The following is an 18438-nucleotide window of genomic DNA, read 5'->3' on the forward strand; positions in this document are numbered from 1 at the left end:
GTCAGCGCTCGTCTACAATACTGTTGCGCAGGATACCAATGCGCTCGATTTCGATTTCGACGATATCGCCCGGCTTCATCCAGACTGGTGGCTCGCGGAATGCACCAACGCCGCCGGTGGTGCCGCTGACGATTACGTCTCCAGGGGCCAGTTCAGTGAACGCGGTGCAGTACTCGATCAACTTGCGGACATCGAAAATCATGTCGCTGGTGCGCGTGTGTTGCATCACTTCGCCGTTCAAACGAGTCGTCAGTTCCAGGTCCTGCGGGTCGACGATTTCATCGCTGGTGACCATCCATGGGCCGAATCCACCGGTGGCCGGGAAGTTCTTCCCTGGAACAAACTGGATCGTGTGCTTCTGCCAATCACGTACGCTGCCGTCGTTGTAGCAGGCATAGCCGGCGACGTAGTCCAAGGCGTCCTCCGGTTTGACGTGGCGAGCGGTCTTGCCGATCACCACGGCCAGTTCACCTTCGAAGTCAAGCTTGTGGGACACGGTTGGGCGAACGATGGGCTGCAGGTGTGCGGTCTGGCTGTCGGCAAAGCGGGTGAAAATCATCGGGTAGGTCGGCATGTCCCGGCCAGTCTCGCGCACATGCGTGGCGTAGTTGATCCCGATGCAGAGCACTTTGCCTGGGTTGGCAATGACCGGCAAAAAGGTGATTTCACTCAATGCCAGGCGAGGCAGGTCTTTCAGCGCATCAGCCCCCAGTTCGCTCAGTCGATTGCGCGCGATGGCTTCTTTGAGGTCCGCACCCAGGTGAGACTTGAGTGATTCCAGGTCAATGACGTGGTCACCTTCAACAATGCCGTACGTGGAACGGTTTTGGTAAACGAAGCTTGCGATTTTCATGGGTATGCCTCTGGTTGCATCAATGATGAGTAACAGACTGTGAGGGTGTGGGTTGTTGTTTGCTCGCGGGGTCAAGTCGTAGCAAGGAAATCGCCGTCAGCGCGATGATTCCCGGAACCAACGCTGCGCTGAGGATCTCTGTCAAAACCCAGCCGGCTGCCAACATCAAGCCGCCGCAAACGGGCCCTGTAATGGAACCCACTCGCCCGACGCCAAGTGCCCAGCCGATGCCTGTGGAGCGTATTTCCTGTGGGTACAACTCGGCGGCCAAAGCGTTAAGACCTGCCTGCGCGCCTTGCACCAAAATGCCCAGCAACAACATTGCGGGGAAAAGCGAATAAATCGAAACAGGCAATTGGCTGAGCGCCAGCACGATCGCCAGGTAGCCCATGAATTCGATGGTCAATACGTTGACCGAGCCCCAGCGGTTCATCAGCCAGCCTTGTACGACCGAGCCGATCACACCTCCTAGGCTGAAGAGAATGATGGCGCGAATGCCCATGCTCAGCGGTGCATGGGCTGCCACTAACAGCGTCGGGATCCAGCTCATGATGAAGTACAAAATCAGCAAGTTCATGGCATACGGCAGCCAAAGCAGCAGGGTGCGGCGCCACATGCCGGCTGTGAAAAGACGACTCAGGGAGGTAGAGGAGGTTGCCTGTTGGCGTAGTTGGCCAAGACTGGCGGGCAGTTCTGCGAGGTTGGGTGCGAGCCGTTTAATGATAGCGCTGAGGGCAGCACGACTGCCGGGTTGGCGACTGAGGAACTCTACCGACTCTGGAAGCCGCCACACCACAACGCCGGCGACCAGCAACGGCAGCGCGCCACCGATCAGGAAAAGGTTTTCCCACCCCCAGGTAGCGAGCAGTTGGTCGACCGTCAAGCCAGCCAGCATGGCGCCCAGTGGCATGCCACAGAACAGCAGCGTCACGGCACTGCGCGAGTAACGTCGCGGGCTGTATTCAGAGATCAGCGCCACCAGGTTGGGAATTGCCCCGCCGAGGCCTATGCCGGTCAGGAAGCGCACGACGAGCAGTTGCGAGACGTTGTTAACAAAAGCGGTCAGTAACGCGAATGTGCCGAACAGCAGGATCGACAACACCAGAATTCTCTTGCGCCCCAAGCGATCCGCCATAGGCGCCAGTAGCAGTGCGCCGAGCATCAAACCAAATAAACCCGCCGCGAACACCGGTGCCAAGGCTTGGGGCGTTACATTCAAGGTTGATGCCATGGCAGTCACCAGAAAACCGACGATCTGGGTGTCGAATCCGTCTAGCACTGCGACCAGTACGCAGAGGGCGAGCACCTCCCATTGCAACCGGCTGACAGGGCGGGCGTCAACGACGTCGCAGAGGATATTGCTGGGTGTATGCGTGTGCATGAACTGGCCTCTTATTGTTTTTATTGTCTGGGCAGGCAGGTGCCCTTGACTGAGGCTAAATCTATTACGAAGCAAAAATCCTGTAAAGTTAAAATTAACCAAAATCCTAAATAGCAGGAAATATGGTATTTTTGTTCCTCGGCGGCATGCACCAGGGCAATGAGAGCCGCGTGCGGCTGCGTTTCCCTTATCAGGCTGCGGATGTCAGTTCATCAAATGAATAAGTGGATCACTCAATCATTCGGTCGCTTGATAGGCCGTTTTGGCATGCAGCCCGAGCTTCAGTGGCCTTCTCGGTCAGCACTGATTTTCAGTCTGCACACAACCACGGCAGCTCTCTTGGCGCTGGTCATCGCTCAAATGCTGGACCTGCACCATCCTTGGTGGGCTGCGATGACAGTCTGGCTGGTGGCGCAACCTACGCGAGGCCTCTTGATCGAACGCATCGGCGCGCGGCTGATCGGTACGGTGGTGGGAGCCATGGCAGGCGGACTTTTGCTGACGGTGTTCTTTGATCAGCAGCACTGGCTAATGCTCCTACTGGCAGCCTGGATCGCAGCGTGCGCCGGGTATGGAAACCTGTTTCGACATTTTCGAAATTACGGTTTTGTGCTGGCAGGCTACACCGCAGCGATCGTCGCGCTGTTTGGTATTCAAGACCCCGTGCTCGATGTGGACCTAGCCCTTGGCAGAATCTATTGCACCGTCATCGGCGTGTTGGCTTCAGCTTGTTTTTCATGGACGTTTACAGGCAAGTCCGCGTCCCTGGAATCCGTGTACAACCGACTCGATGCGCTGATTGTGGCCAGCGTTCACTACAGCCTCAAAAGGTTGCAGGCAGGCACTGCACACGATGCCAAAAGTTTTAGTGCGCTGTTGCAGGAACTAGCGGCGCTTGATCTGTGCCTGGATGAAATTGCTGCAGGTTCTCGAACAATGCGTTTACGGGTCTTTCGCACTCGCGACACGCTGGGCGCGCTTGTCGATTTGCTCGTAAGTAGCCATTTCGATGTTGGCGAAAAACTCCGATTTCCCTCTGACCTGTTGGTAGCAACTCATCCTGAATCGGCAGCTGCAATGGTGCTCGCGGTGATCAATGAGGTCCACAAAAACACTGAAAACCTTGCCGCAGGCACGCTGTTCGTTGAAAAATTACAACGCGTCTTTGCAGCGTTGAATGCTTGTGAAACGCCAGGCAGGGAAGCGTTGCAATCAACTCAACAGCGCGACTGGCACGCAACATGCCTCGCGGGCTCCAGACCCTTGATTGCGATGTCCATCGCCACCGCAATGTGGTGGGGCCTGGGTTGGTCAGACGGTCCAATGATGGTCATGACGGCCGTGTTGTTCGCCTCGCTGTTCTCCAGCCATAGCCACGCCAGTGCGGCGTTAAAAGACGTACTTGTTGGCTCGACCGCTGGAGCCGTTCTTGGCGTGACCTGCCGTTTTTGGCTGTTACCTGAAGTGGGAACGGTGTGGGAGCTGGCCTTGGTTATCGCACCGTTTTTGATGATCGGAGCGTTGCTCATGGCTCGGCCCGGTACAGCAAAACTGGCCATCGACCTGAACATGACCTTTTTGTTAATCGCTCAACCTGGATTGCAGGTAGACACCTCCCTTGAACATACCCTGTCGCACATGTTGGCAATTCTGGGCGGGGTGTTCACTGCCGTGCTGACCTACCGATGGTTGGTTCCTTCATCGCCAGGCTCCCAGCGCAAGCGCCTGTGCAAGCGCATTGCGCGGCTCGCACTGAAGATCTCGGATACACCTGCCCCACCTGCTCAGGCACGAATTTATGATCAAGTCAGGGGTCTTCTGACAAGTCTGATCAGCCTCGAAAAAAAGGCCTCTCCACGGCTCATTGCTGCGTTCGAATGCGCAGCGATTGCTCAGCTTTTCGCTCACCACCGAACTGATGAACATCACACCCTTGCACTGCACCAGCAATTGGAAAACCTCGCGACTTCCAGGCTGGCAAGCAAGAAGAATACTGGCGCTGACCTACTTTGAATCAACCGGAGAACACCCATGTCTGACCGCCCAACACCGTGGCAAAACTTTACTGGCCAATACATCGCCGGGGCCTGGCGTTCCGGAAGTACGCGCAAGGTCCTGGAGAACCGCAACCCTTATGACAACGCCCTGCTGACCGAGCTTTCGCTGGGTGATGTTAGCGACCTCGACGACGCCTACCAGGCGGCAGCAACCGCGCAGAAAGCATGGGCGCAGACGTTACCTAATGAGCGCTCAGCCTTGTTCATGCGCGCCGTTAGCGTACTGGAAGCCAGGCACGAAGAAATTGTCGACTGATTGATTCGTGAGTCAGGCAGCACGCGTACCAAAGCCGAAATCGAGTGGTCAGCGGTACGTTCGACCATGATCACGGCCGCGGCCATGCCTTCGAGAGTCGTCGGCTGCATTCTGCCAATCGACACCCCCGACAAAGAAAGCCGCGTTTACCGTAAACCACTGGGTGTGGTCGGGGTTATCAGTCCCTGGAACTGGCCGATGCACCTTTCCAATCGGTCTATCGCACCGGCGCTGGCACTCGGTAACGCCGTCGTCGTGAAGCCTGCCGACGATACGCCGGTGACCGGTGGTTTGTTGTTGGCGAAAATTTACGAAGAGGCCGGTTTTCCGCCGGGAGTTTTGAACGTGGTCGTGGGAGACGTGGCTGATTTGGGTGATGCCTTTACCCTGCACCCGATTCCAAAATTCATCTTCTTCACGGGATCGACTCGGGTCGGGCGGCACATTGGGCGCGTTGGCAGTCACAGGCCCGACGCTCAAGCGAGTCGGGTTGGAGTTGGGTGGGAATGCTCCGTGTGTGGTGCTTGATGACGCGGACCTCGATCTGGCGGTGCACGCCGCCGTTGTGGGGCGCTTCCTGCACCAAGGTCAAATCTGCATGAGCAGTAACCGGATTATCGTCGACGCCTCGTTGCAAAAGGATTTCGTCGAAGCGTTTGTCGAGCGCGTTCGCCAGTTGAAAGTCGGCGATCCTGACCTTGCAGATACAGTCATTGGCCCGCTGATGAACCGTCGCCAGTTGGAGGGCGCAGTGGCCCGGATCGAGGCGGCGAAAGCCGAAAGCATCGAGTTGTTGCTCGGTGGCGCTGCACACGGGTAGGTACTGCCGCCTCATGTGTTCGTCAATGTCGATAACATGAGTGACTTGGCCCAGGCTGAGCAATTTTGTCCTGTAGCGCCGATCATCACTGCGCGTGACGAGGCACATGCGCTGGAGTTGGCCAACCAGACCGAGTTCGGCTTGTCGTCTGCGGTGTTCACCAAGGATGAAGGTCGAGGCCTACGTTTCGCTCAACAGATCGAAGCCGGCATGACTCACATCAACGACATCTCGGTCAATGATGATCCGAACAACATGTTTGGCGGCGAGAAAAACAGTGGTATCGGGCGATTCAACAGCGATTGGATCATCGCGGAGCTGACCAGCGATCACTGGATCTCGGTGCAACACAAACGTCGCGCTTATCCGTTTTAAGGTCAGGGTTTTAGTGGACTGATCGTATGGCATGAATGCCCCTTGAAAGGGGCGTTCCTTCATACAAAGACTGCCCTGCAGCGATACGTTATTTGCAGGGCAGTCAGTTGTGCGTTGCTGTTGCCAGAACGCTCGGCTAGACCTCTACCGGTGGGTTATGGGATCCAGTTCCCATGAAAACCCAGCGGTATATGATGATCCAGCTTTACCCGTGCCAATGGTGCGCCCGTGAAGTCGCTCGCGTCGTGGATCACCAGTTCGCTTTTGTTTGTCTGGGGATCCCACCAGACGACCAGCAACCAACCATCGTCTTCACTCACCGCATCGGGTTTGGCCACGAATATCGGCTCGGCAGGGGACACGTCCCTGTCACCTTCCAGTGTTTGGTACTCGGTTTTGCCTGAAATAAAATCGTGCTTTATCAGGCAATTGAAATCGTGGCTGTCACTTTTGGGCTGGTGTACACCGGCAAAGTAGCCGTATTGGTGTTTTGCACCCAGGAGTTTTTCATTGATCCTAGGAAATTCGACGGAGAAATTTCCGACCCGTGCTCGTGTCATCTGACCGGCATCGAGATCCAGGGTCCAGCGGTACAGCGCGGGAGGTGTGAACGGCGAGCGTCCAGCGTCAGGAAAAGGAAACGGAAAGAAATTCTCGACTTTTATATCATCGACAAACTGGAGGTCACTGACGCAGCCGTCGACGATTATTTTGCCATCTTCCTCGTAGGCGTTGACGAAGTGTGTGGTTTGGTAAGCTTCATCGGTGAACCATTGAGTTGCACCGGTCTGCCGATGGACCACCAGGGTTCGATTGCTCTGCTTTGGGTCAAACGTCCACGCAGATTTGCCTGCAGGAACTCGGTCGGGTGATTCTGGACGCCAGTTGATGGGCCCAAAGAAGAAGACAAAATGATTTTCAGTGAACATGAAGTCGTGAATATAGGCGGGGGCGTCAAGTGTAACGACGTGCTGTTTCAGGATGTTCCCTTTTTTGTCAGCCAGTGCACAGACGAATCGGCGGGTTTCGGGTTCGACCGTATACAATAGTAGTTCATTTTTTGCGGCGTCGGTATGGATATGCGCGGTAACCAGTGCATCAATTGCGCCGTGGAAATCAAAGGTACCAATGGTTTCCAGGGTGTTTCGGTCAAGTTCATAATAGTGTCTACCCGCCTCTTGCAGAGCCAATACGCGTCCGTCGATTTCCACGACATTGACGTTGGCTACTTGCTTGACGGCAGCCGGCCCCTTTTCAAGCTGTGGTTGAGCTACTTCGTAAGACCCGTAAATACCGTTGTAGAGCGATCTACCGGCTGCTTCTTCTTCCTTGAAACCCTCGGTGCGCACCCATTTATTGCGGTAGTTGACAGCGCCGTTGCTGATATAAAACCCATGAACCATGCCATCTCCGTCGAACCAGTGGTATCGGTCAGGGCGAGCAGGCTCCCAACGCTGGTTGGATCCGGTTCGAAAAAGCACGCCCTCAAGTTCAGGCGGCACAGTACCTTCTATGCGAAGTTCATTGGCGATGATTTCGTTGGAGAGGGGTTGGCGAATACCTTGTAAAAAGGGGCTGCTATTGTTCCACATGATGTATCTCCCGAAGGCTAATAGGGGTGTCTTATTAAGGGTTAATAGAATGCTAGCCTTTGGTGTTATTGCTGTCTCCGGGTTGTGAGTACGAATTCTTATGGAGTGTTGGTACTGAGGTACATGCAGTTGTTTATGTTGAGCTCGTCACGGTTTATGTGGTCGCGCGATCAAGGCAGGATTGCAAAGAATACCTGCCGTTGACCTGCCTCAGGTTCGCGGAGTTGGTGTTTTATTTATACCGGCTTGCCAGACTCAACTATCCGTACAGACTTTTTGTGGGTAAATGCCAGGTAGCTGTATCGGCCGTGATATTCGCCCATCCCTGAACCGCCCACCCCACCGAACGGCAGGTATGGCGAAAACGCGTGCACCAGCACGCCGTTGACCTGAGCATCGCCGGCTTGAATGTGGTCGATGACGGGGTTGGCATTGGCTGTGTGGCCTGTGAACACATACACGGCCAGTGGTTTGGAGTGATGTTGATTGATGAGATCGACTGCATTATCCACCGAATCAAAAGTCAGCACCGGCAAAATGGGCCCAAACAGCTCTTCGGCCATCAGCGCATCGTCCCATTGCACTTGGTCGACCACGGTGGCGCTGAATACGCGCCGTTCTGGGTCTGCATCGCCGCCGACCAGCACCTTGCCCGCGCTCTTGCTCAACAATTTTTGAAGACGCGATACTTGTTGGCTCGTGACGACTTTTCCCGTGGAACCTATGTCGGGCAGGTCCTGCTGAATGCGCTGCGTCAGGCGAGTTAGCAGTTCATCCTTGATGCTGCTGTGGACGTACAAGTAATCCGGTGCGATGCAGGTCTGGCCGCTGTTGATGAACTTGCCAAACATCAGCTGCGACACCACCAGATCGACATCGGCATCGGCCAGGGCAATCAAAGGGCACTTGCCGCCTAGTTCCAGGATCACTGGTGTGAGGTGCGCGGCGGCTGCCTGCATCACTATCTTGCCGACGTTAGGGCTGCCCGTGAAAAAGATGAAATCGAACGGCAAGCTCAGCAGGTGAGTATTCTCATCGCGTCCACCCTGAACCACAGCTATGTAGTTGGGAGAGAACGCTTCCTGAATGATTTTCTCGAGGACCAGTGAAGTGTTGGGGGTGGTTTCGGAGGGCTTAAGGATGCAAGTGTTGCCGCCAATGATTGCGCCTATCAGCGGCGTCAGCGTCAGGTTTACGGGGTAGTTAAACGGCCCGATGATGTAAGTAACGCCAAAGGGCTCTTGCGTGACATAGCACTGGGACGGCGCAATCAGGTCTGCGGTGGGTACCGTTTCTGGTGTCGCCCACTCGTCAAGGTGGGCGAGGGCGAAATCGATTTCGTGGAGGACTGCGCCGATCTCCGCGAGGTCCACATCGGCCTTGGGTTTTCCTAAATCTTCGTCCAGTGCGACGTACAGCGCCTCTTTGTGATTGAGCACTGCCTGTTTCAGGCGCTCCAGGCTGTGTTTGCGAAACTCGATGGGGTGGGTTTGGCGGGAGGCGAAATAGGCACGCTGCGACTCGAATACTGCATCGATGGACTCGGAGCTTGGATAGTTCATGGGTTGTCACCTTATCGAATTCAGTGGATGTTTATGAGCGTCACGCAGATCAGCGAAAGTAATCTTCACAGAGCATTTTGGCAGCGTGCAGGGCCAGCGCCTGAGTGGGCGCGTTGGTGTTGCCGCTAGTAATGTTGGGCATGATCGAGGCATCGATGACACGCAGATGCTCCACGCCTTTCACACGCAGGCGACCATCAACGACGGCACCTTCGTCCTTGCCCATGCGACAGGTGCCGACCGGGTGCCACATGGTGGTGGCGACGCGTTTGACCCATTCGCCAATCTGCTCATCGGATTGCACGCTGGGACCCGGTGAGACCTCTTCGTCGATCACCGGCGCTAGCGATTCCTGAGTCAGGACATGGCGCATGGCTTTCACCGACTCAACGGCCACTTTCAAATCGTATTCGTGGCCGATGAAATTTGGGTTGATCAGCGGCATAGAGGTAGGGTCAGCGTCAGCCAAACGTACCCAGCCGCGGCTTTTAGGCTGAAGCACCACTAACTCGAAGGTCACGCCGGGGCGCGTACCGGTAGGGCTCAAGCCGTCTTTGGAAATGATTGGTACGTGATAGCACTGAACGGTAGGGTCGCCCTGTAAGTTCAGGGGATCCCAATAGCTGACCGTCTCGATACCGCTGCCTGCGGCCGGGCCGTCTTTGGTCAGGATGTAGCGGATCCCTGCCTTCAGCGTCCCAAGGCCCTGGGCAACGCTTTGATAGCCCAAGTTCCCTTTCACATAGGCGCTGAGCGGTACGATAGGGTGGTCATGTAGGTTTTCGCCCACGCCGGGGGAATCGACCATCACCTCAATGCCGAATTCCTGCAACTGGGTCTTGGGGCCTATGCCGGAATGCATGAGAATCTTCGGGCTGTGTACCGCCCCGGCGCTGAGTATGACCTGCTTGCCCTGGATTTGCTGCGTAGTCCCGCCCTGGAGTATTTCGACCCCTACCGCGCGGTGGCTATCGATCAGCACCCGAGTGACCGTTGTGTTCGCCAGCAAGGTGACGCGGCCACTCTCCAGATGACGGCGCAGGTGCGCGACTACGGCACTGCAACGGCGACTGTTCTCGATGTTCGATTGCACCGGTGACACACCGATCTGGCTGGCGCCGTTGTAATCCGGATTGTAGGGCAGGCCGTATTCCTGAAATGCCTTCAGGCAATACTGGTTCAGTTCGTTGATCCCTTTGGGCAGCTGCACGGCCAGATTGCCTTGGGTGCCATGATGTTCATCATGGAACGTGTCGTTTTTTTCTTGCTCGATGAAGGCACGCCACATGCTGGCGTGATTCCAGTCCCCGTCGCCTGCGGTGGCTTCGTCCCACGCATCGAAATCGCGTTTTTGGCCACGCACATACGCCATGGCATTTACCGACGTGCCTCCCCCCAACACCTTGCCGGAGCGAAAGCGTCGCTCAGTACCATGCTGGGCGACGGTGGAATGGGTCCACACGTGTTTATCCTTGGCCAGGATGGTGCCGAAGCCGGCTGGAATATGGATCAGCGGGTCGGAATCCTTGCCGCCGGCTTCGATCACGGCAATGCTGGCCCGACTGTTCTCGGCCAGATAACTGGCCACCACGCATCCGGCTGCACCACTTCCTACAATCAGCACGTCAAAGCTTTTAGTTGTCATATTTACCCACTGCGGATCGCTCTTGAACGGATGAGTATTGAGGGGGGATAGCGCACTGCCTATCAGACATCGCTATCAAAAGCCGAGATCAGGAATCGTTTAAGCGGGCGCTTTCGCTGTTCAGATTTTACAAATCTGAACAGTACAGTTGGACAACACATAGTACTTTGCCACTCTTTAAAAATCAAAAATAGCGCATTACGATAAAAGCGCTCTATATTGTCTGAGCAAGCTTGCCTACAATCCGGCCAGGCAGGTCCGTAATGATCGATCTGACAAGAGGAGCCTCCAGTGCCCAAAACGCTGCTGCAAAAACTCTGGGAAACGCACGTCGTACGTCATGACCCGGACGGTTCGGCGATGCTTTACATTGATCTGCAGTTGATCAATGAAGTCACCAGCCCCCAGGCTTTTGAAGGTTTATCGGCAGCGGGGCTGAACCCTTGGCGAAGCGGCACGATCATCGCCACCTCGGACCACAATGTGCCGACTAGGGACTTGGCTCTGGGCATTCAGGATCCGGTAGCGAAAATTCAGGTTCAGACGCTTGAGCGTAACTGCGATGACCTGAACCTGCGCCACTTTAAAATGGGTGATCAAAGGCAGGGCATTTTGCATGTCATCGCGCCTGAATCTGGCGCCAGTCTTCCGGGAATGACCATCGTCTGTGGCGACTCTCATACCAGTACCCATGGTGCTTTCGCGGCCTTGGCATTTGGCATCGGCACTTCCGAGATCGAGCACGTTCTCGCCACCCAGTGCCTGCGTGTTTCACCCATGGCGGCGATGAAGGTTCAGATCGACGGCGAATTGCAGCCGTTCGTGACCGCAAAAGACTTGGCCCTGAGCTTGATTCGCAAAATCGGTACTGCGGGGGCCACCGGTCATGCAATCGAGTTCACGGGCAGCACGGTCAGTAGCATGTCCATGGAAGCGCGGATGACCCTTTGCAATATGGCAATCGAAGCCGGAGCTCGCGTCGGGCTGATCGGTGTAGACGAGACCACACTGGCCTACCTGCACGGCCGACCTCATGCGCCGCGAGACGCAGGCTGGGAGGCCGCCGCTACGTTTTGGCGCACGCTTCACAGCGACCCTGGGGCAATTTTCCAACAGGTGGTGAACCTGGATGCAGCAAAAGTTGCCCCTCAAGTTTCATGGGGAACTTCTCCGCAAATGGTGTGCGATGTTCTAGAAAAGGTGCCCGACCCCGCGGACGAAGTAGACCCCGCTAAACGTCAGGCCTTGGTCAGCGCGCTCGACTATATGGGGATTACAGCGGGCACAGCCATCGTTTCAATCGAGCTCGACAAGATTTTCATAGGCTCCTGCACCAATGCACGCATCGAGGACCTGCGGGCTGCTGCCCAGGTTGTAGTCGGTCAAAAAGTATCCACGCGTATCAAACAAGCATTGGTGGTGCCGGGATCAGGACAGGTCAAAGCCATGGCTGAAGCCGAGGGCTTGGACAGGATATTCATCGACGCTGGGTTTGAATGGCGCGAGCCCGGTTGTTCGATGTGCTTGGGAATGAACGAGGACCGGCTGCTCCCTGGGGAGCGTTGTGCATCTACGTCCAATCGCAATTTCGAGGGGCGTCAGGGGCAGGGTGGCAGAACTCACCTCGTGAGCCCGGTCACTGCAGCAGCGGCGGCCCTGGCAGGACATTTCGTTGATATAACCGCTGCCCAGATAAGGAGTTGAAAGGCCGTGAAACCATTCAAGCAGTTTTGTGCAGTAGCGGCGCCGCTTGATCGAATCAATGTGGACACGGACGCCATTTTGCCGAAGCAATTCATGAAATTGATCAGCAAATATGGCTATGGCGATTACCTGTTCGATAACTGGCGTTATCTAGACCAAGGCCAACCTGGGGACGACTGCTCGGTACGACCGCTCAACGAGCAGTTCATGCTCAACCAGCCCCGGTTCAAGTCAGCGCAAATCCTGCTGTGCCGAGATAATTTCGGTTGTGGTTCGAGCCGCGAGCACGCGCCGTGGGCCTTGCGTGATTTCGGGTTCAAAGCGCTGCTCAGCACCAGTTTCGCAGATATTTTTTATGGCAACTGCCTTAAGAACGGCGTGCTGCCCATCGTGTTGACCAAGGATGAAATGGATCACCTGTTCTCACTCGCGGCCCGTGATGCTGCGTTGCAACTTGAGATCAATCTAGCGGACCAAACCGTTTCCCAGCCTGAGGGCGTGATCTACCGTTTCGAGATCGATGCATTCCGCAAAAAATGCGTGATGTTGGGGCTCGATGAAATCAGCCTGACGCTCGCTCAAGCCGACGACGTGCGCTTATACGAAAGCAAGCGACGCGCCACCGAGCCTTGGCTGTTTCCAGAGAGCTGACGGCGTTGTGTATTTCATGATCCAGAAGACGCCAACACCGTCATTTTCTGCGTCATCTCGGCCCCGGCCTTCGCAACAATAGGCGCGAGCAGTGTTCTGACTTCCGGGGAGGCATCGACGACGGGTATCACGATGCTGATGCTGCCGATCACCCGTTTATCGTCAAAAACGGCGGCTGAAATACCCGCAGCGCTATTGCCCAATTCGCCTGAAGTGATGACTACGGACTCGTTTCTCAGCGATCTCAGTGTCTGCTTGACTTGCGCCCAATTGGCCCCAAGGCCAAAGCGCTCGAATTCGCCCGTTACGCCTTCGTAGTAGGGTTTGACCTGGCGCAATGGCAGGTGCGCCAGGATGACCTTTGAGGCTGCGCCTTGGTAAAGGGGCCTTGGGAGGCCGCGCTCATAGCTGATGTCTTGCTTGAAACGGGTGGTGAACTCCTCATGCACGCACATGACGTGCTCTTGGAAGTACCGGCATAAAATCGCGATGCTGCCAGCGGGGGCCGCATTCAGCATGTCACCCATGACCAACCTTGCAGCCTGGATCATCGGATCACCCAACCGCATTTTTCTATCCAACGCGATGATTGCTGGGCCCAGCACGTAGCGCCCCGGGGTAAAGGCGCTGATGTATCCGGCACCCGACAGGGTTCGAAAGTAACGGTACGTATGGCTCGCCGATAGTCCTAACTCGATCGCCGCTTCGTCCACAGACCAATCAGATTTGCTGTCTCCACTGAACAATTCGAGCAGGCGCATCAAGCGATCCTGGGAGCTGCCTTTGGGATCTTCTGCGCCTGAGACTTGCATGGCTGACGCGCCGGTTACCTGCTGCTTTATCAACCCTGCCCCCTTAGAAAGGTGTGCTTGACGGAGCCCGTCATGTTACCGCCAAGCTCGACCACGAGGTGAGTAAAAACAAAAATAGCGCCATAAGATAAAAGCGTTGACACTTTTTGGAAAAAACATAATTATCGTATTACAACAAATAATACAAAACACCTTAAGGTGTGAGGGTTCCATCATGAGCCAGCTAGCGCAGCCATCGTCCCCCGTCCTCGACATCGCCCCTATTCTCGATCACGGAGAGTGGACGTCCTATCAAAAGCGAATTCTCTTCTTGGTCGCCCTCGTCATGGTGTTCGATGGCGTGGACGCGCAGGTGCTTAGCCTGTCGCTGTCCTCCATTTCAGCCGAATGGGGTATCAGCCGCGCAGCCTTTGCACCGGTGCTTGGATTCAGTTTCGTGGCCATGGCACTGGGGACGGCCCTCGGGGGCCTGTTGGGCGACCGCATCGGCAGAAAATGGACCCTCATCGCGTCCAGCGTAACGTTTGGCCTGATGACGTTATTGGGCGCGCTCGCCGATGACATCGTCTTTCTGGGCGTCTGCCGAGTGATTGCATCGTTGGGCATGGGAGCAGCCATGCCTAACGTCACGGCAATGCTGGCTGAGTACACACCTTTGCGCCGGCGCAGCCTTGCCCTCGCCATCGGGATGAGCGCGTTGCCTTTTGGCGGTATCGTCGTTGGCCTGTTAGGGGCGCAAATTCTTCCTGCCCTTGGCTGGCGCAGTTTTTTCGTGATTGCGGGGTGTGCGCCGTTGATCGTCGCGCTGACGCTGATCATTGGCGTCCCAGAGTCGCTGAGATTTCTGGTGGCGCGCGGCATCAAGCCGGCAGCGTGCCTGAACATCATTCGCCACCTGGGGCATGCGGTGTCATTGACCACCACGTTGGAGGACAGCGGCGAAGCGGCTGCAGTCAAGAAGGCTTCGGTGCGAACGTTAATGGCCAGCGAATATGCCGGCGACACACGGGTGCTGGCGGTCGCTTTCTTTACCGTGATTCTGTCTAGCTACCTCATGTTTACCTGGTCCCCCTCCCTGTTCGTCGAGGCCGGTTACAGCGTCAGTATGTCCAGCGCAAGTATGGCGTTGTTCAGCCTCGGTGGCCTGATTGGAGGGGTGGGCGGCGGCTGGCTGTTCAGTCGCTTCGGTTCGCGCAAAACCATGCTCTGCATGGCGGCGGGGGCGTTGGCCTGCTGCGCTGCGCTGATGGTAACGCCGTTGCAACCTGCTGCGAATTCGCTCCCTATCATCACCGTTAGCCTGCTGCTGCTCGGCCTCTGCGTACCGGGCACACAAGCAATCCTATTCGTGCTGGCGGCGCAGATATTCCCTACCTCAATGCGTGCAAGTGGCGTCGGTTTGCCCGCAGCTTTCGGACGGCTGGGCGCGGTGCTGAGCGCTTTCATCGGCCCCTGGATTCTTGCCAGCACAGGCACTCGGTTCTTCGGTTTTATAGCAGCCATGATGTTGATTCTTTTTGTCGCGCTGACCCTCGTCCGTCGCCACATCGCACGGACCGCAAACCAAGACCGTAGCGATGCACGGCTGAACGAAGTTCGATAGATAGGTAAGGAGATATTTGTGAGTAACAATGCCTTTAGAGATCACATTGCCCACGACAACATGACGCCCCTCTGGGAGGTATTGCGCGGGCTCACCCCGCGCGAGCCCAAGCAGACGGCGGACCCCGTAATCTGGCGCGCCGAAACCATTCGCCAAAATATGAAAATGGCCTGTGAGGTCATCTCCGCCGAAGATGCGGAGCGCCGTGTGCTTGTCCTAGAAAACCCTAAGTTTCAGGGCAAGTCGCAGATAACGTCATCCCTCTATGCGGGTATTCAAATGATCCTGCCCGGGGAGGTCGCTCCCAGTCATCGCCATACGGCGTCTGCGCTAAGACTGATTTTAAGTGGCCAGGGTGGGTTCACTACGGTGCATGGCGAAAAGGTACTAATGAACCCGGGTGACTTTGTCATCACGCCCACGAACGTTTTTCATGACCATGGTGCGCAGGGCACGGAACCTGTGATGTGGCTGGATGGCCTGGATGTGCCTGTTGTGCAAATGCTCAACGCCGGTTTCTCTGCTGATGACCCGAATCTACGTCAGGTCCTGACACGCCCGACAGGCGACTCCAATGCGCGATTCGCCGCTGGCCTGAGACCGGTGGGCGACACCCACGGCGGCCCCGTCAGCCCACTTTTTCACTACCCCTATTCGCGCACGCGTGCAGCGCTTGAACAGTTGTCGCTCGTCGATGAGTGGGACGCGTGCAACGGTTTCAAACTGATGTTTACCAACCCAACGAATGGGCTGTCCCCGATTCGCTCGATGGGTGCCTTTATGCAGATGTTCCCTGCAGGGTTCAAGGGCACGAGCTTTCGTGAAACCGACGGAGCTGTTTGCTGCGTGGTTGAAGGCAGCCTGCGTGTTCAGGTCGGTGACCAAACGTGGACAGCCTGCAAGGACGACGTATTTGTTCTTCCGGGTTGGGCATGGCGCTGTTTTGAGGCGGACGAGCAATGCGTACTGTTCAGCTTTTCCGATCGACCGTTGCAAGAACACCTCGGTTTTTGGCGCAGCGAAATCAATCCGAGCGCAACTACTACACCAGGAGAAAACCATGAAAATTTGTCTGTTTAACGATAACCGTTTGGGCCTGATTGAGGGCGACATTGTCTATGACGTTTCCCAAGCACTGCGTATTTTGTCACCTGCCCGTTATCCGTTTCCGCGCCATGACCTGCTGATCGCTAACCTGGCCGAGCTACGCCCCGAAATCTCGCTTGCCAAGGGAAGCGCAGCGGTCTTCAAGTTAAGCGATGTCGAGCTGCTTAGCCCCGTCGGTAACCCAGGCAAAATTGTGGCTGCGCCTGTCAACTATCAAGCTCACCTTGATGAAGCCATCGCAGACACGGAGACGTTTACACGTGCCAATGTCCGCAAAATTCAGGAGACGGGCCTCTTCCTGAAAGCTACCAGCTCGCTGATCGGTGTCAGTAAACCGATTGTGATTAATCTTCCAGAGCGCCGTACCGATCACGAAATCGAGCTAGTCGCTGTTATTGGCAAGCGTGCCAAGGATGTGAAGGCGAAAGACGCACTGGCCTATGTTGCCGGATACAGCATTGGCCTGGACATCACGATCCGCGGGCCTGAAGAGCGAAGCTTGCGCAAATCGTTGGACACTTACTCGGTGTTGGGGCCATGGCTTGTCACGGCTGATGAGCTCAGCGAACCACAGGGCTTGGAGTTGCTGCTGGAGGTTAATGGTGAGAAACGCCAGCACGCCAATACACGGGATTTGATCATGAACGTGGCAGAGCTGATCGAATTCGCCTCGACCTATTACACACTTGAGCCGGGTGATTTGTTGTACACCGGAACGCCCGAAGGTGTGGGTCCCATTGTTCACGGCGATCAGATCAAAGCACGAATTGAAGGGATTGGTGAAATTGTTGTCGAGGTCGTGTCGTCATGAGCCTACAAGATCCGATTGTAATCATTGGGGGGGGCATTGGCGGTCTGGCAGCAGCGCTGGCACTCTCACATAAGGGCTTCAAAACGCTCTTAATCGAACAGGCCGAAGAGTTTCGCGAAGTCGGTGCGGGGATCCAGGTGGGTCCTAACGGTTTTCGCGTGTTGGAGACGCTCGGCGTTGCTGATCAGGTACGCGAACTGACCGTGTTACCCGATGATTTGATCTTCATGGACAGTGTCAGCGCTGAGGTGGTTACCACCATCCCGACAGGCGCAGCGTTTCGGGAACGTTTCAAGTATCCCTACGCCTTGGTGCATCGTGCGGACCTGCATTCGGTTCTTCTGGCCGCGTGTCGCGAGTCCGCTGATGTCGACTTCAGGATCGCCACAAAAGTGGTGGGCTACGAAGATGATGGCCTGTCCGTGTGCGTGACCACTGACCAAGGTGAAACCATTCGGGGTTGCGCACTGATTGGCGCAGATGGATTGTGGTCGAAAGTCAGAGAGAAAATTGTCGGTGACGGTGCGCCTGTGGTCTCCGGGCACATTGCGTACCGGGCGGTGTTGCCCATTGAGGACGTGCCGCTTGAGTTTCGACGCAACTCGATGATTCTTTGGGGGGGGCCAAAGTCCCACCTGGTCCAGTACCCGCTTCGAGGTGGAAAACTATTCAACCTGGTCGCAGTCTTCCACAGCGACCGCTATGTAGAGGGCTGGAACACCGAGGGAGACCCTGAAGAATTACGCCGTCGGTTTGCCGGCACGTGTGACACCGTACAAACGCTCCTGTCCAAAATTGAAAGCTGGCGGATGTGGGTATTGTGCGATCGTGAACCCGTGAAAAACTGGAGTGAGGGACGTACCACGCTTCTGGGCGATGCCGCGCACCCCATGTTGCAATACCTTGCACAAGGGGCGTGTATGGCGATGGAAGATGGCGTCGTACTCGCACAGGAAATCGAAAAGTGTCAGGGTGATTTTGAGTCAGCTTTTAAGGCATATCAGGCTCGCCGATACCTTCGCACTGGCCGTTGCCAGGTGATGGCACGTGTTCATGGAGAGTTCTACCATGCCGAAGGAGTGGCAGCCGAACTGCGTAACGGTATGCTCGCCGCACGCACCCCTGAACAAGCATATGCCGGTCTCACCTGGTTATATGACGCGATAATTTAGAACTCCCAGTGACGGTCAATTATTCAACGTGCTCACG

At 56.0% G+C, this 18438-nt stretch carries 13 protein-coding genes and 1 pseudogene; 8 read left to right on the top strand and 6 right to left on the bottom strand.

Features of this window, described 5'->3' with window-relative positions:
• Position 1 precedes the first annotated feature (1 nt).
• On the bottom strand, positions 2–853 hold the full coding sequence (locus tag FIV39_RS14190; protein ID WP_090406414.1) for a fumarylacetoacetate hydrolase family protein: 852 nt from the start codon (positions 851–853) through the stop codon (positions 2–4).
• Positions 854–872: 19 nt separating this feature from the next.
• Positions 873–2234 carry an MFS transporter gene (locus tag FIV39_RS14195; protein WP_090406411.1) on the bottom strand — a complete coding sequence of 454 codons (1362 nt, stop codon included), beginning with the start codon at positions 2232–2234 and terminating at the stop codon, positions 873–875.
• 216 nt (positions 2235–2450) lie between these two features.
• On the opposite strand from FIV39_RS14195, the gene FIV39_RS14200 reads away from it, so the two are divergent.
• Both FIV39_RS14200 and FIV39_RS14205 read left to right on the top strand, forming a co-directional pair.
• Entirely contained in the window at positions 2451–4247 is a 1797-nt protein-coding gene (locus FIV39_RS14200; RefSeq protein ID WP_159440132.1) for an FUSC family protein, read from the top strand.
• An 18-nt stretch (positions 4248–4265) separates the two neighbouring features.
• Positions 4266–5742 (top strand): annotated as a pseudogene (locus tag FIV39_RS14205) (aldehyde dehydrogenase family protein).
• Between the two features lie 155 nt (positions 5743–5897).
• Here FIV39_RS14205 and FIV39_RS14210 read toward each other — a convergent pair.
• The 3 genes from FIV39_RS14210 to FIV39_RS14220 form a co-directional block, all read right to left on the bottom strand.
• A complete protein-coding gene (locus FIV39_RS14210; protein ID WP_090406405.1) occupies positions 5898–7334 on the bottom strand; it encodes a carotenoid oxygenase family protein in 1437 nt (478 codons plus the stop codon).
• A gap of 236 nt (positions 7335–7570) precedes the next feature.
• On the bottom strand, positions 7571–8896 hold the full coding sequence (mdlD, locus tag FIV39_RS14215) for an NAD(P)-dependent benzaldehyde dehydrogenase MdlD (RefSeq protein WP_090406403.1): 1326 nt from the start codon (positions 8894–8896) through the stop codon (positions 7571–7573).
• A 49-nt stretch (positions 8897–8945) separates the two neighbouring features.
• The gene (locus FIV39_RS14220; protein WP_032904492.1) at positions 8946–10541 is read right to left on the bottom strand and encodes a GMC family oxidoreductase; all 1596 of its coding nucleotides are present in this window, start codon (positions 10539–10541) and stop codon (positions 8946–8948) included.
• A 291-nt stretch (positions 10542–10832) separates the two neighbouring features.
• On the opposite strand from FIV39_RS14220, the gene leuC reads away from it, so the two are divergent.
• Entirely contained in the window at positions 10833–12245 is a 1413-nt protein-coding gene (leuC, locus tag FIV39_RS14225; RefSeq protein WP_020300863.1) for a 3-isopropylmalate dehydratase large subunit, read from the top strand.
• Between the two features lie 6 nt (positions 12246–12251).
• Complete coding sequence (gene leuD / locus FIV39_RS14230) at positions 12252–12896, top strand: 3-isopropylmalate dehydratase small subunit (RefSeq protein ID WP_020300862.1); 645 nt, start codon at positions 12252–12254, stop codon at positions 12894–12896.
• 14 nt (positions 12897–12910) lie between these two features.
• On the opposite strand, the gene FIV39_RS14235 is transcribed toward leuD, so the two are convergent.
• Positions 12911–13657, bottom strand: coding sequence for an IclR family transcriptional regulator (locus tag FIV39_RS14235; protein ID WP_198712613.1), 747 nt, complete (start codon positions 13655–13657; stop codon positions 12911–12913).
• A 265-nt stretch (positions 13658–13922) separates the two neighbouring features.
• On the opposite strand from FIV39_RS14235, the gene FIV39_RS14240 reads away from it, so the two are divergent.
• The 4 genes from FIV39_RS14240 to FIV39_RS14255 are packed head-to-tail and all read left to right on the top strand — an operon-like array spanning position 13923 to position 18401.
• On the top strand, positions 13923–15311 hold the full coding sequence (locus FIV39_RS14240) for an MFS transporter (RefSeq protein ID WP_020300860.1): 1389 nt from the start codon (positions 13923–13925) through the stop codon (positions 15309–15311).
• A gap of 18 nt (positions 15312–15329) precedes the next feature.
• Positions 15330–16391, top strand: coding sequence for a cupin domain-containing protein (locus tag FIV39_RS14245; RefSeq protein WP_047531077.1), 1062 nt, complete (start codon positions 15330–15332; stop codon positions 16389–16391).
• On the top strand, positions 16372–17229 hold the full coding sequence (locus tag FIV39_RS14250) for a fumarylacetoacetate hydrolase family protein (protein WP_047531075.1): 858 nt from the start codon (positions 16372–16374) through the stop codon (positions 17227–17229). Before FIV39_RS14245 ends, FIV39_RS14250 begins: the two co-directional genes overlap by 20 nt.
• Positions 17226–18401: a 3-hydroxybenzoate 6-monooxygenase gene (locus tag FIV39_RS14255; protein ID WP_020300857.1), complete on the top strand. Its 1176-nt coding sequence runs from the start codon at positions 17226–17228 to the stop codon at positions 18399–18401. Before FIV39_RS14250 ends, FIV39_RS14255 begins: the two co-directional genes overlap by 4 nt.
• Positions 18402–18438 lie beyond the last annotated feature (37 nt).

The sequence above is a fragment of the Pseudomonas grimontii genome, from assembly GCF_007858185.1.
In the GTDB taxonomy this organism is placed as follows: Bacteria; Pseudomonadota; Gammaproteobacteria; order Pseudomonadales; family Pseudomonadaceae; genus Aquipseudomonas; species Aquipseudomonas grimontii.